General features: G+C 64.6%; 12 protein-coding genes. 10 read left to right on the top strand and 2 right to left on the bottom strand.

The features are described from left to right. Positions 1 to 208: 208 nt before the first annotated feature. Together galE and V7N12_RS11230 are read left to right on the top strand one after the other, a co-directional pair. A complete protein-coding gene (gene galE / locus V7N12_RS11235) occupies positions 209 to 1,225 on the top strand; it encodes a UDP-glucose 4-epimerase GalE (RefSeq protein WP_333714657.1) in 1,017 nt (338 codons plus the stop codon). A gap of 108 nt (positions 1,226 to 1,333) precedes the next feature. Continuing rightward, positions 1,334 to 3,496, top strand: coding sequence for a calcium-binding protein (locus tag V7N12_RS11230; protein WP_333714656.1), 2,163 nt, complete (start codon positions 1,334 to 1,336; stop codon positions 3,494 to 3,496). Between the two features lie 3 nt (positions 3,497 to 3,499). Here the strand turns inward: V7N12_RS11230 and V7N12_RS11225 are convergent, their stop codons facing one another. Beyond that, positions 3,500 to 4,594, bottom strand: a complete 1,095-nt coding sequence (locus V7N12_RS11225; RefSeq protein ID WP_333714655.1) for a polysaccharide biosynthesis/export family protein — start codon at positions 4,592 to 4,594, stop codon at positions 3,500 to 3,502. Positions 4,595 to 4,703: 109 nt separating this feature from the next. Further along, on the bottom strand, positions 4,704 to 4,880 hold the full coding sequence (locus tag V7N12_RS11220) for a DUF1674 domain-containing protein (protein WP_333714654.1): 177 nt from the start codon (positions 4,878 to 4,880) through the stop codon (positions 4,704 to 4,706). A 73-nt stretch (positions 4,881 to 4,953) separates the two neighbouring features. Between V7N12_RS11220 and V7N12_RS11215 the strand changes: the two genes are divergently transcribed. From V7N12_RS11215 to mutL, 8 genes are all read left to right on the top strand, one after another. After that, positions 4,954 to 6,228, top strand: a complete 1,275-nt coding sequence (locus V7N12_RS11215; RefSeq protein WP_333714653.1) for an RsmB/NOP family class I SAM-dependent RNA methyltransferase — start codon at positions 4,954 to 4,956, stop codon at positions 6,226 to 6,228. Positions 6,229 to 6,278: 50 nt separating this feature from the next. Next, positions 6,279 to 8,045, top strand: coding sequence for a heparinase II/III family protein (locus V7N12_RS11210; protein WP_333714652.1), 1,767 nt, complete (start codon positions 6,279 to 6,281; stop codon positions 8,043 to 8,045). Positions 8,046 to 8,062: 17 nt separating this feature from the next. Then, the gene (purH, locus tag V7N12_RS11205; RefSeq protein ID WP_333714651.1) at positions 8,063 to 9,652 is read left to right on the top strand and encodes a bifunctional phosphoribosylaminoimidazolecarboxamide formyltransferase/IMP cyclohydrolase; all 1,590 of its coding nucleotides are present in this window, start codon (positions 8,063 to 8,065) and stop codon (positions 9,650 to 9,652) included. 12 nt (positions 9,653 to 9,664) lie between these two features. Next, the gene (gene lspA / locus V7N12_RS11200) at positions 9,665 to 10,171 is read left to right on the top strand and encodes a signal peptidase II (protein ID WP_443089960.1); all 507 of its coding nucleotides are present in this window, start codon (positions 9,665 to 9,667) and stop codon (positions 10,169 to 10,171) included. Positions 10,172 to 10,223: 52 nt separating this feature from the next. Beyond that, positions 10,224 to 10,430, top strand: coding sequence for a DUF3035 domain-containing protein (locus tag V7N12_RS11195; protein ID WP_333714649.1), 207 nt, complete (start codon positions 10,224 to 10,226; stop codon positions 10,428 to 10,430). Positions 10,431 to 10,511: 81 nt separating this feature from the next. Continuing rightward, the gene (locus V7N12_RS11190; protein ID WP_333714648.1) at positions 10,512 to 11,843 is read left to right on the top strand and encodes a M16 family metallopeptidase; all 1,332 of its coding nucleotides are present in this window, start codon (positions 10,512 to 10,514) and stop codon (positions 11,841 to 11,843) included. Further along, positions 11,843 to 13,153 (top strand): M16 family metallopeptidase, encoded by a 1,311-nt coding sequence (locus tag V7N12_RS11185; RefSeq protein ID WP_333714647.1) that lies wholly within the window; start codon positions 11,843 to 11,845, stop codon positions 13,151 to 13,153. Before V7N12_RS11190 ends, V7N12_RS11185 begins: the two co-directional genes overlap by 1 nt. Positions 13,154 to 13,211: 58 nt before the next feature. Further along, on the top strand, positions 13,212 to 14,376 hold a 1,165-nt coding region (mutL, locus tag V7N12_RS11180; protein WP_333714646.1), incomplete at its 3' end, for a DNA mismatch repair endonuclease MutL.

Raw genomic sequence — 14,376 nt, 5'->3', positions numbered from 1 at the left:
GCAGGCATGATGATGGGCAGTGAAAGTCTCGGTGTTTGCTCGGCCATTGGGAACCCTTTCCGGTAGAGATGTGACGGCCCGACCCTGTCCGCCAAGCCGTAAAGACCGGCTTGCAGCACCGTCCTTGGGTTAACGAATGACGAACGGTCTGCGTTGCACCGGGGCGGTATTCTGCCTAGACACGCGCCTGTAGGGATAAGGAAACAGCATGCGCGTATTGGTGACCGGCGGAGCAGGCTACATCGGCAGCCACACCCTGCTCGAGCTGATGGCGCAGGGCCACGAAGTCTGCGTCTACGACAGCTATGTCAACGCGAACCCCAAGGTGCTGGACCGCGTCCGCAGCCTTTCCAACGGCAAGCTGGGGGATGTCACCGGCGATGTGCGTGACGCAGCCGGACTGGACGCCGTGTTCAGCGACTTCGAACCCGAAGCGGTGATCCATTTCGCGGGCCTCAAGGCCGTTGGCGAAAGCGAAGAACGACCCCTTGCCTATTACGACGTCAATGTCGGCGGGACGTTGACCCTGTTGCACGCGATGGACCGCGCGGGCTGCCGCAAGATCATCTTTTCGTCGTCCGCGACGGTCTACGGCGAACCGGTGTATCTGCCCTATGACGAGGCGCATCCGACAGCGCCCTTGTCGGTCTATGGCCGCACCAAGCTGATGGCCGAACAGATACTGGCCGATTGGTCCAAACAGGCGGGCGACAGGGCGGCCGTACTGTTGCGCTATTTCAATCCGGTCGGCGCGCATCATTCCGGCGAGATCGGCGAAGACCCAAGCGACATCCCCAACAATCTGGTCCCCTATATCGCCCAGGTCGCCATCGGCAAGCGGCCTGCGTTGCAGGTCTTCGGCACGGATTACGACACCCCCGACGGGACCGGCCTGCGCGACTATATCCATGTGGTCGATCTGGCACGGGCGCATGTGGCGGCGCTGGGCTATGCCGCCGGAAATGCCGGATGCCAGCCGTTCAATATCGGGACGGGCCAAAGCGTCAGTGTCCGCCAGATGGTCGCGGCCTTCGAACGGGCCTGCGGCGCACCCATCCCCACGCGGACAGCCCCGCGCCGCGCCGGTGATATCGCGGCCATGCAGGCCGACCCGTCGCGCGCAAAGGCAGCCTTCGGATGGCGCGCCGAACACTCGCTTGACGAGATGATGGCCAGCACGTGGCGCTGGCAGTCGCAGAACCCTGACGGCTACGGGAACGGCTAAACTTCGCGACGGTTTTTAGCCAAATGCAAAGCGGTTTTCCCGGCAGGTTTTGCCCTGCGTTAAGGGCCGCAGTCTAGCCTGCCGCCGTGTCGGACAGCGGGGGGGGCCATGTCGCAGATCAGTGTCATCAGCTTTCTTGCCAGCGGCAGCAGCGAAAGCCATTCGCGGATCACGGACCTGCTGGTGCTTGAGACCGGCGGCGCACCGCAGCTTTACAGCGCGACACGCTATGACGGTGTCCTTCAGCATTGGGGACTGTCGGCTTCGGGGCTGTCGCTGGGTGACGCGGTCGGATTTGCAGGGCAACTGGCGGCGGGCGGGTCGGGCCTTATGGCGGCATTCTCGACGGGGTCGGGGACCTGGCTGGTGACGGGGGGGGCCGCCGCTGGCGACCTGCAAAGCCTGCGGGTGCTTGCCGACGGCAGCCTTGGGGCGGCGACCACGCTTGTTTCCTTGCCCGATGCCTTTGGCACATTCCAGCACGCGGTGACGCATCAGGCGGGGGGTGCGACGTTCATCTATGGCGCTTTTGCCGGTCAAGCGGGGATCGGGCAATTGATCTTCGATGCCTCTGGCAGCTTGACCGGACATGATCTGCTGACCGACCCGACCGTCGCCACCATGGCGCAGGTCTCGGCGACAACCATCGCGACCGTCGCGGGGCAATCGTTTCTGCTGACCGCCAGCGTGGCACAGAACGGGATCGCATCCCGCCTGATCGCGGGCGACGGCAGCCTTGGCGCGCCTGTCACCTTGGGTGTCGAAGACAGCCTCTGGATCAGCGCGCCCTCGGTTCTGGACAGCGCCCAGATCGGCGGCAAGACCTATGCGATCCTCGGTGCCGCAGGCAGCCAGAGCCTGACGGTGATCGAGGTGGGGGCAGACGGGGCGCTGACGATCCGCGACCACGTCATGGACAGCCGCGATACACGCTTTGGCGGGATCACCGCGCTGGAGGTGATCGAGAAGGACGGCAAGACCTACGTCATCGCCGGTGGCGCGGATGACGGGGTGTCGGTCTTTGTCCTGCTCGATGGCGGCACGCTTGTTCATCGTGCGGTCTTCGAAGACACCGACGAGATCGGCCTGAACAATATCAGCGCGATTGCGGCGGTGGGGGATCTGGCGCAGGGCGGTCTGGATATCTTCGCCGCCAGCAGCAGCGAGGCCGGCGTCACCCAGCTTCGGTTTCAGACCGGACCGGCGGGGATCACCGCGGCGGCCCCGCCGGCAGGTGGGGTGCTGGTGGGCACAAACGGCTTTGACATCCTGCAGGGGGGCGATGGTGACGATCTGATCAGCGGGGGCGCGGGGGACGACATTCTCTACGATGGCGCGGGTCAGGACATCATGGCGGGTGGTCCCGGGCGGGACCTGTTTCTGCTCTCGGCCGATGGCGAGCTGGACACGATCGTGGATTTCACCCCGGGCGAGGACCGGATCGATCTGTCGCTCTGGCCGCTTCTGCGCGATATCTCGCAACTCACGATCAGCCTGCGCAGTGACGGGATGGAAATCCGGTATGGCGACGAGGTGCTGATCGTGCAAAGCGCGGACGGCAACCCGATCGACTATCGGTTGCTGGACAGCGGCGACCTGATCGGCGCATCGCGGCTGTCGACCGATCTTCAGCCCGGGTTTCCCGGGCCGCCGACACCGGTCCCTGACCCGACCGGCACACCTGCCCCGACGCCCGCGGATGCGGCTTTTGTCCCGCTGATGGCCCATGACCTGATCGCGGCAAGCGCCTTGGCGGACTTGCGCAAGGGGCTGGGGCGCGGTGCGGATGATCCGATGATTGCCGGCAGTCCGACGGGCAACCTGCTGATCGGCACGCCGGGTGCCGACCTGATCGTCGGCAAGGACGGCAACGATACGATCCATGCGGGCGCAGGCGATGACCTTGTCTTCGGGGGCAACGGCAACGACCGCTTGCTGGGCGGGGATGGCGCGGACCGCCTGTTGGGCGGTGCGGGCGATGACTGGCTGGACGGCGGCGCGGGCGACGATATCCTGACCGGCGGACCGGGGGCGGATACTTTCGTCTTCAACGCAGGCCACGACCGGATCGAGGATTTCACCCTGGGCGAGGACCGTATCATCCTTGATGCGCGCCTCTGGACGGGGCTGACCTCGGCCGAGGATCTCTTGATGCTCTACGCCACCACGGATGCCTATGGCACGATCATCGGCTTCGATACGGGCGACAGCCTCTGGATCGGCGGGGTCACCGATCTGTCAGCCCTTGCCGATGACATCACGCTGTTCTGAACCTCAGTTGAGGGTGGTCGATACGGTATTGCCCAGACCGACCGCCGTCAGGAACGGTCCGAGCGCGCTTTCGGTGCCGTAGATCAGGTCGCCATCTTCGATCATGAAGCGGCCCGCCGCGAAAAGCCCGTCGGCATCGGTCAGGTCGATGATGAAGACCACCCGTTCCTCCGGCGGACCGGCAATGCCGTCGCGGACCTGATCGGCCGGATACTCGCGCATGATCAAAACGCCTTCGGGATTTGCCGTGCCCGGATTGACGCCGCCGATAAAGGCGATGGCTTCGAGCGCCGAAAGTTCAGGTTCGGGGAAGTCGACGATCGACTGGCTGCCGGTCGCGCCCAGCGTGATGAACTTGCGGTCGTCGTTGATCACATAAATCCGGTCACCACCGCGCACCGCGATATTGAGGCCGGGTTCCTCTTCCAGACGCGCATAAGAGACCCCGAAGGTCCGGTTGTCCCGGACAAGCCTAACCTGTGGCGCATTCAGCGTCCGATCCACACCACCGGCCAGCGAGAACAGATCGAGGATGCGGAAGTTGCGCCGGGGCAGCGGATAAAGCCCGGGGGCCGTCACGCCTGACGACAGGTTCGCGGTATTGCCCTGACCGGGTTCGACGACCAGCTGCACCTGCGCAGAGGGCACGGTCATGACCAGTTCTTCCTCGATCCGCTGGCGCGCGGTCGACGGCGCCATGCCCGAGACACGCAGTTCGCCGATGAACGGCACAAAGATGCGCCCCGCGGCGTCCACCTCGGTCGGTTGCAATGGCGTCACGCCCGCCGGACCGAAGATCGAGTTCTCTTCCGCATCCCAGATTGTCAACTGCAGCATATCGCCCGGCGCGATGATCAGAGAGGCGGGCTGGTCCTGTGCTGCGGGCCACTGCAAGGGTGTCGGCTGTGCGCCACCCCAGGCTTGTATCTGGCGCAGGTTCTCGCTGTTGACCTTGTAGGTGGTGAAACCGTTGGCGTTCTGCGTGGCCGTATCGCCGACGGTTCCGATTACCTCGGACTGAAAGCCGGCACCGCGGGGAAGGCCACATGCGGCCAAACTCAGGCAGGCCACAACCGCAAAGATCCCTTTTGCCAGCACAGTGCTTCCTTTCACTTAATGCGGGCAAACTACAACCATCCGCGGAATGCTCAAGCTTCGTCGGTCGGATAGGATCAAAATAATCAAAAGGGGCCGTGACTGGCGGGGCCTAGAAGTCGACGGCAATCCCCTTCTTTTCCCAGTCGCCATAGCGGACAGGCTCGGGGCCGTCGCGGCCGCCCAGTTCCGGCGGAAGCGCATCCGCCTTGGCGGTCTTGCGGCGCTCTTCCGCCTCGGCAAGGGCGCGCTGCGCGGCAGGCGACAGGTCTTTTTCGGTCTCGGACATAGGGTGTCGTGCGTCTTGTGGCGGGTGTGCATCTTGATATACCCCGTCGCGACCCGCCTTCAAGTGAGTGACCATGGACCAGACCGGCCTGCCCGCCCGCCGCACGGCGCATTACCTGCTGATGCAGATCATCGGCGAGGGGCGGCTTCTGTCCGAACTGGTCGCGGCAGGTGCCCTGTCACAGCTCGGGGCGGACGCGCGCGCCCGCGCCCAGCGCCTTGCCACGGATGCCCTGCGCGGACTGGATCGTGCAGACAGGATGCTGAAGCCCTATCTGAAGAAATCGCCGCCCCTGCACGTGATGAACGCCCTGCGGCTGGGCACGCTGGAGCTGTGTTCCGGCGAGGCGGCGCATGGCGTCGTGAACGCCTATGTCGAGATCGTCGCCCGTGACAAGCGCACCGCCGCGATGAAGGGGTTGGTGAATGCGGTCTTGCGCAAGGTGGCCACCGAAGGCCCCGATGGATGGCAGAAGCGCCCTGTCCCTCTCACCCCGGGTTGGTTCCGGCAGCCTTTGGTGGCCGCTTGGGGCCGCGAGGCAGTGGAAGCCATCGAAGCCGCCCATTTCGCAGGTGCGCCGCTTGACCTGACGGCCAAGGGCGATCCCGGCGCGGTCGCCCATGCGCTGGGCGGCATCGTTCTGCCGACGGGATCGGTGCGGCTTGCGGATGCGGGTCAGGTCTCGGCCTTGCCCGGCTATGACAGGGGTGACTGGTGGGTGCAGGACGCGGCGGCGGCACTGCCGGTCCGGACCCTTGGCGATATCGACGGGCTGCGCGCGCTCGACCTCTGCGCGGCCCCCGGCGGCAAGACGTTGCAACTGGCCGCCGCCGGTGCAGCGGTCACCGCCGTCGACATCTCGGAGCGCCGGATGGAAAGGGTCGCGGCGAACCTTGATCGGACGGGGCTAGAGGCAAGAACCGTCGTCAGCGATGCCTTCGCCTTTGACGACGGCGGCTTTGACGTGGTCTTGCTGGATGCGCCCTGTTCGGCCACCGGCACGATCCGCCGCCATCCCGACCTGCCTTACGCCAAGGACGGATCGGACTTCGGCGCCCTGATCGACCAGCAGGCCGCCTTGATCGACCATGCGCTTGGCCTTTTGAAACCCGGCGGACGGCTGGTGTTCTGCACCTGCTCGCTGCTGCCGGACGAGGGCGAGGTGCAGATCGAAGAGGCCCTGGACCGCCATCCGGGCGTGGCGGTGCTTGCGGATGCCCTCGCCCTGGAAGGCGTCGATCAGACCTGGCGCACGCCCGAGGGCGGGTTGCGCCTGCGGCCCGATTACTGGCCCGATCTCGGCGGGATGGACGGGTTTTACATTGCCCTGTTACGAAAGCCTGCGTGACTTCGGCAGACCCATTTCCTATGGTCTGACCAACCAGACGAAGTGACCAGTTGACCGAGGCGGCAGCGTTGTTCCAGCTCAAGAAACTCCGTGAAAGCGGCACGCGCTTCATGCATCGCCATCATGCGCGGCGGGCCGCCCGTGTCGCGGTCTCGACGTCCTTTGTGGCGGTGCCGGATCCTCGGACGATCGGTGTTGTCGCGCGCGGCAAACAGTTGATCGACGGGCATTTTCTGTTTTCGGGGCTGCGGGTCGAGGGGCCGAAGACATCCATCTGGGACGTCGCGAAAGACAATCCCGAGGTGCGCGACCAGATACACGGCTGCGTCTGGCTGGACGACCTTGCGGCACTTGGCGACGAACTGGCCCGCGAAAAGGCCCGGCTCTGGGTGCGGGAATGGCTGGACCGCTACGGTGACGGGCGCGGTGCGGGCTGGACACCGGGGATTACCGGACGCCGCCTGATCCGCCTGATCAACCACGGCTATTTCATCATGCGCGGGCAGGACAAGCAGGCGACAGACCGGCTGTTTCGCAGCATGGGCCAGCAGACTTTGTTTCTGGCGCGCCGCTGGAAGGCCGCGCAGCCGGGTCTTCGCCGGTTCGAGGCGCTGGCCGGTCTGATCTATGCAGGGCTGACGTTGAAGGACATGGCGGCAAGCGTGGACGAGGCCGTTGCCGCGCTTGCCATAGACTGCGACACGCAGATCGACGCGCAGGGCGGGATCGCCACCCGCAACCCCGAAGAACTGCTGGAGGTTCTGGGCCTGCTGAACCTCGCGCGGGATGTGCTGACCGAGGCCGGACGGATACCACCCCCTTCGATCACAAGCGCGATCTTGCGGATCGCCCCGGTCTTGCGCGCCTTGCGTCATGCCGATGGCAGCCTCGCGCGGTTTCACGGGGGCGGTGCGGGGATCGAGGGGCGACTTGACGCGGCACTCGCCGCCGCAGGTGTCCGTTCGCTGCCAAAACACGCTTTGCACATGGGCTATGCACGGCTTAGCTGCGGGCGCACCACGGTCATCGTCGATGCGGCCGCCCCGCCGACGGGTGAAACCTCGGTCGATGCCCATGCCAGCACCCTGGCGCTGGAGATGACATCCGGTCGCCGCCCGCTGATCGTCAACTGCGGATCGGGGCGGCGTTTCGGCAAAGAGTGGCGCAGGGCAAGCAGGGCGACACCCAGTCACTCGACCATGATGATCGAGGGCGTATCGTCCTCGCATCTGTCCGCAGCAGCTGTGGATGATCAGCGACGCGAACTGCTGGTCGAAGTGCCAAGGCTGGTCCGCTGCAATTTTCTGAGCGCCGGAATCGGCCGCAAGCTGGAACTTGCGCATGACGGCTATCAGGCCAGTCACGGGATCACCCATGCCCGTGTCCTGACCCTGTCGGTCGATGGTGCCACGCTGAAAGGCGACGATATTTTCACCACACTCGACAAGGACGATGAGGCGCGCTTCGACAAGATCCTGACCTCTTCGGTCGATATGGGCATTCCCTTTGCGATCCGGTTCCATCTGCATCCCGACGTCACCCCCCATATCGACACGGACGGCACGCTGGCCTCGCTACAGCTCGCGTCCGGAGAGACCTGGGTTTTCCGGCATGATGGAACGGCGAAACTGTCACTTTCGGCCTCGGTTTATCTGCAAAACGGACGATTAAAGCCCCGCGCGACGCAACAGATGGTTTTATCCGGTCACGCTTTGGCCTATGCGACACGCATCCGTTGGTCGCTGTCCAAGGCACCGGAAACGCCGGGCTTCCTGCGTGATGTGTCCGAGACCGACCCGATGGATCTGACAGACTGACTTTGCTGGGGAAAACCATGACCGATCTCGCTCCGCTGCGCCGCGCGCTTCTTTCCGTCTCTGACAAGACCGGTCTGATCGATCTGGGCAAGGCGCTGGCCGCACGCGGGGTGCAGCTTTTGTCGACAGGCGGGACCGCCAAGGCGCTGCGCGATGCGGGGCTGGACGTGACCGACGTGGCCGAAGTCACCGGTTTTCCCGAAATGATGGATGGCCGCGTCAAGACGCTGCATCCGGTGGTGCATGGCGGCATCCTGGCCCGCCGCGATCTGGACAGCCACACCGACGCGATGGCCGAGCACGGGATCGGCGGGATCGATCTGGTGGTCGTCAACCTCTACCCCTTCGAGGAAACAGTGGCCATAGGCGCCGACGCCGAGACCTGCCTCGAGAATATCGACATCGGCGGCCCTGCGATGATCCGCTCGGCGGCCAAGAACCATGCCTTTGTCTGTGTGGTGACGGATGTGGAAGACTACGCGCCCCTCTTGGCGGAACTCGACGCGCATGACGGGCACACGACGCTGGCCCTGCGGCAGCGGTTGGCGCAGACCGCCTATGCCCGCACCGCCGCCTATGACACCGCCGTCAGCACTTGGATGGCCGCTGCGATCGGTGATGCGACCCCGCGCCGCCGGTCCTTCAGCGGGACGTTCCGCCAAGTCATGCGCTATGGCGAGAACAGCCATCAAGCGGCGGCTTTCTATACCGATGGCACGCACCGCCCCGGCGTCGCGACCGCGGTGCAGCATCAGGGCAAGGAATTGTCCTACAACAACATCAACGACACCGACGCCGCTTTCGAACTGGTCGCGGAATTCGACCCCGCCGATGGCCCCGCCGTCGCCATCATCAAACACGCCAACCCCTGCGGCGTGGCCCGTGGTGCGACCCTGCACGAGGCCTACCGCAGCGCCTTCGACTGCGACCGCACCAGCGCCTTTGGCGGGATCGTCGCCCTGAACCAGCCTCTGGACGAGGCGACAGCACTGGCGATCACCGAGATTTTCACCGAAGTCGTCATCGCCCCCGGGGCTTCCGATGCGGCCAAGGCCGTTTTCGCCGCCAAGAAGAACCTGCGCCTGCTGACAACGGATGGCCTGCCCGATGTTAAAGCCCCGATCACCACCTACCGCCAAGTGGCGGGCGGGATGCTGGTGCAGGACAAGGACACCGGCTATGTGGGGATGGATGACCTGAAGGTTGTCACCAGGAAAGCCCCCTCGCCGGAACAGATGGACGACCTGCTCTTTGCATGGAAGGTCGCCAAGCACGTCAAATCCAATGCGATTGTCTATGTGAAGGACAAGGCGACGGTCGGTGTCGGCGCAGGCCAGATGTCGCGCCTCGACAGCGCGCTGATCGCCGCCAAAAAGGCCGAGCGCATGGCCGAGGCGATGGGCCTGCCCGCACCGCTGACCAAAGGCTCTGCGGTGGCATCCGACGCCTTCTTCCCCTTCGCCGACGGCCTGATGGAGGCCGCAGCCGCAGGTGCCACCTGCGTGATCCAGCCCGGCGGTTCGATGCGCGATGACGAGGTGATCGCCGCCGCCGACGAGGCCGGCATCGCCATGGTCTTTACCGGCATGCGCCACTTCCGCCACTAAGGACCACGCAAGATGCGCCTGATGACATGGACAGCAATCGCGATCTTCTTTCTTGATCAGGTGATCAAGTTTCATGTGCTGTTCAACGTCTTCGGCCTGAGCTGGGATCAGGTCAGGCCCGAAAGCGGGATCTTGCCCTATCCGCCGCCCGTCGATGTCTTTGACCCCTATCTGCGTCTGACGATGGCTTGGAACCGTGGCGTCAACTTCGGCCTCTTTGCCGCATTCGACATGCGCTGGGTGCTGATCGGTGTGGCGCTTGTCATCTCGGTCGCCGTGGTCTGGTGGCTGCGCCGCGCGCCGCGCAGTCGGTGGATGTATCTGGCGGGCGGGCTGCTTTTGGGCGGTGCAATCGGCAATGTGATCGACCGGTTGCTTTATGGCGCGGTGGCGGATTTCCTGAACATGTCCTGCTGCGGTTTCACCAATCCTTATGCTTTCAACGTCGCTGACATCTCGATTTTCGTGGGGGCGGTGGGGCTTGCCTTCCTGTCGGATGACGGCAAGAAAGCGGCGTGACGCGCTGGACCGGGTGCGATAAGACTACCCAAGCAGACCAAAGGGACCATTGATGCGTAAGCTCGTTTTCTCAGTTGTGATCCTGTCGCTCGCGGCGGCCTGCGGTGCGCCTGACCCCGATTTCAGCAACCCCATGGCGATCGAAGGCGGCGGGCCGGATGCCTCGGCCTTGCGGCTGAACGCGCCTTTGGTCATCCCGCCGACGAATGCCTTGCCGACGCCGACACCGGGCGGTCGCAATCTGGCCGATCCCCGCTGACCCCTCACATCCGCGTATGGTCTCTTGATCCGCTTGGGCTGAAGCGTAGTTATTGCACGACACAACAGCCGACGGACACCCATGACACGCCTTTTTGCCGCCCTCGCCCTTGCCTTCGCGCCGCTTGTCCTTTGGGCGGAAGAGGTCACGACCTTCACGCTCGACAACGGGATGGAGGTTGTCGTGATCGAGGACAACCGCGCACCGGTGGTCGTGCATATGGTCTGGTATCGGGTCGGGTCGGCGGATGAGCCGGAAGGTGTCTCGGGGGTCGCTCATTTTCTCGAACACCTGATGTTCAAGGGCACCGAAAATCTGGCACCGGGTGAATTCTCGGCCACCGTGGCTGCCAATGGCGGGCGCGACAACGCTTTCACCAGCTACGATTTCACCGCGTATTTCCAGCGTGTCGCCGCTGACCGGCTGGAACTGATGATGCAGATGGAAAGCGAGCGGATGCAGAACCTGCGGCTGACCCAAGAGGACATCGTCACCGAACGGCAAGTGATCATCGAAGAACGCAACCAGCGGACCGAGAACAACCCCAACGCCCTTGCCCGCGAACAGTTCAACGCGGCGCTGTACCAGAACCACCGCTACGGCGTGCCCATCATCGGTTGGATGCACGAGATGGAACAGTTGGACATGGACGACGTGATGGCATTCTACGATCGCCACTATGCGCCCAACAACGCCATTCTGATCGTCGCCGGAGACGTCGTGCCCGAAGAGGTGCGGGCACTGGCCGAACAATACTACGGCGTGATCCCCGCCAAGGCGGACATGCCCGAACGTCTTCGCCCCGAAGAACCGCCGCACCGCGCCGAGCGTCGCCTGACCTATATCGACCCGCGGGTCAGCCAGCCGTTCCTTGTCCGGTCATACCTTGCGCCGGAACGCGACAGCGGCGCGCAGGAAGATGCGGCCGCATTGGTCTATCTGGCCGAACTGCTTGGCGGTTCGCCCTTCACCTCTGCCTTGGGGCAGGCGCTGCAATTCGACACGCAAACTGCGATCTGGACCAATGCGTCCTACAGTGGCGCCAGCCTCGACGAGACGATCTTTTCCCTGTCGGTCGTGCCCGCCGAGGGCGTGACCCTGTCAGAGGCAGAAGCGGCGATGGATCAGGTGATCGCCGACTTCCTTGCCGCCGAGATCGACCCCGCGCGGATGGATAGCATCCGCACCCAACTGCGCGCCTCTGAAATCTACGCCATGGACAATACCGAAGGTCTGGCCCGCCGCTATGGCGCGGCCCTGACACAAGGATTGACGGTTGCGGACGTGCAGGCATGGCCCGACGTGCTGCAAGCGGTCACCGAGGCCGACATCAAGGCGGTTGCCGCCAAGGTGCTGCTGCGCGAGCGCTCGGTCACCGGTTGGGTCGCACCGAGCCAAGAGGAGGCGATGTAATGCTGCGCTACGCCCTGATCATTTGCCTTGCCCTCTTTGGCGCAACGGCACATGCGGAAATCGACATCAAGCAGGTCACCTCTGAGGGTGGCGTCAATGCCTGGGTGGTCGAAGAACCTTCCATCCCTTTTGTGGCGCTGGAAATCCGCTTTCGTGGGGGTGCCGCGCTTGACCTGCCGGGCAAACGCGGGGCGACGAACCTGATGACCGCCCTGCTGGAGGAAGGTGCCGCAGGCATGACCGCGCAGGAATTCCAGACGGAGCTGGAACGCCTTGCCGCCAGTTTCAGCTTTCGCGCCTTCGACGACAGCCTGTCGATCTCGGCGCGGTTCCTGACCGAAAACAAGGCCGAGGCGCTGGAACTCTTGCGCAAGGCGTTGATCGAGCCGACCTTCGATCAGGACGCCATCGACCGCGTGCGCGCGCAGGTGCTGGCCGGAATCGCGAGCGATGCAAAGGACCCCAATTCCATCGCCAACGCCGTCTTCAACGCCGCGGCCTTCGGAGATCATCCCTATGGCTCTGCCATCGACGGCACGACCGACAGCGTGAACGCGCTGACCCGCGATGACCTGATCACCGCGCACCGGAACGCGCTGACCCGCGACCGGCTTTATGTCTCGGCCGTGGGCGATACGACCGCCGAAACGATCGGCGAGATGCTGGATGCGCTGCTGGGTGAACTGCCCGCCGAAGGCCCGCCCGAGCCCGGGCATGTGGCCTTTGGTCTGGACGGCGGCGTGACGGTTGTGGACTTCGCGACACCGCAGTCTGTTGCGCTCTTCGGGCATGCGGGCATCAAACGTGACGATGACGACTTTTTCACCGCCTTCGTGATCAACCACGTTCTTGGCGCCGGGGGCTTTTCATCCCGCCTGATGACCGAGGTGCGCGAAAGGCGCGGCCTGACCTATGGGATCGGCACGTCCTTGGTGCCCAAGTTCCATGCCGAAATGATGCTGGGCTCGGTGGCGTCATCGAATGAAACCATTGCGGAAGCCATCGATGTCATTCGCGCCGAATGGGCCCGCATGGCCGAAGACGGCATGACCGCCGAGGAACTGGCCACCGCCAAGACCTTTCTAACCGGTGAATACCCGCTGCGCTTCGACGGCAACGCCGAGATCGCCAGAATCATGGCCGGAATGCAGATGGTGGGGCTGCCGCCCGCCTATGTGATCGACCGCAACGCCTATGTCGAGGCGGTGACGCTGGATGATGTTCGCAGGGTCGCGGCGGAACTGATGCGCCCCGAGGACCTGCATTTCGTGGTCGTCGGCCAGCCGGTCGGGCTGGAGAGCACGCAATAGGGCAAGTCCACCTTTTCCGTCTCGCAGAATCGCGGCTTGCCATGCTAGACCTTGTGGCATGGCAATTGCAGACCCCCAGATAAAGCAAGCTCCGGTGATCCGGCAGTTGGACGAGGCCGCAATCAACCGGATTGCGGCGGGCGAGGTGCTGGAACGGCCTGCCTCGGCGGTCAAGGAACTGGTGGAAAACAGCATCGACGCGGGCGCCAGCCGGATCGAGGTGGTGATCGCCGATGGCGGCAAGACCCTGATCCGCGTGACGGACGACGGTTGCGGTATGACTCCCGAAGACCTGCCTCTGGCCCTGTCGCGCCATGCAACATCGAAGATCGACGGGTCGGACCTTTTGAACATCCGCTCTTTCGGGTTCCGGGGCGAGGCTTTGCCCAGTCTTGGCGCTGTCGGGCGGCTGTCGATCACGGCGCGCGCGAAAGGGGCCGAGGCCGCGAATATCAGCGTGGCAGGCGGTCAGATGCAGGCGGTCAGACCGGCGGCCCTGTCCGGCGGCACGGTGATCGAGCTGCGGGACATGTTCTATGCCACGCCGGCCCGCCTGAAATTCCTGCGCACCGACCGCGCCGAGGCGCAGGCGGTGACGGATGTGGTCAAGCGTCTGGCGATGGCGGAACCCTTCGTCAGCTTCACCTTGCGCGATGCCACGGGTGGCGACCCGCGCGTGGTGTTCCGCGCCGATGCCGAAACGGGTGATCTGTTCGCGGCGCTGCACGGGCGCTTGCGGACTGTGCTTGGCCGTGATTTCGCGGAAAACGCTCTGCGCATCGATGCGGAACGCGACGGCTTTCACCTGACCGGCTTTGCCGCCCTGCCGACCTATTCGCGTGGCGCGGCGGTGGCGCAGTATCTGTTCGTCAACGGCAGGCCCGTGCGCGACAAGATGCTGCTGGGTGCCTTGCGCGCCGCCTATATGGATGTGCTGTCGCGCGACCGGCATCCGGTGGCGGCGCTGTTCGTGGATTGCGATCCGGTGCTGGTGGATGTGAACGTGCATCCCGCCAAGGCCGAGGTGCGGTTCCGCGATCCCGGGACCGTCCGTGGGCTGCTGATCTCGGCGATCCGGCATGCGCTGGCCGACGCGGGGCATCGCGCCTCGACCACCGTTGCCACAGCGACATTTGGCGCGATGCGCGCCGAACCCGCGACCGCGCGCGTCTACCAGATGGACCGCCCCAGCTTCAGCGCGCGCTCGATGACCTTTCAGGCGC

The organism is Yoonia sp. (assembly GCF_036770585.1).
Taxonomy (GTDB): domain Bacteria; phylum Pseudomonadota; class Alphaproteobacteria; order Rhodobacterales; family Rhodobacteraceae; genus Yoonia.
The sequence above is the reverse complement of the archived record's forward strand: the minus strand, read 5'-3'. Positions and strand labels throughout refer to the sequence as shown.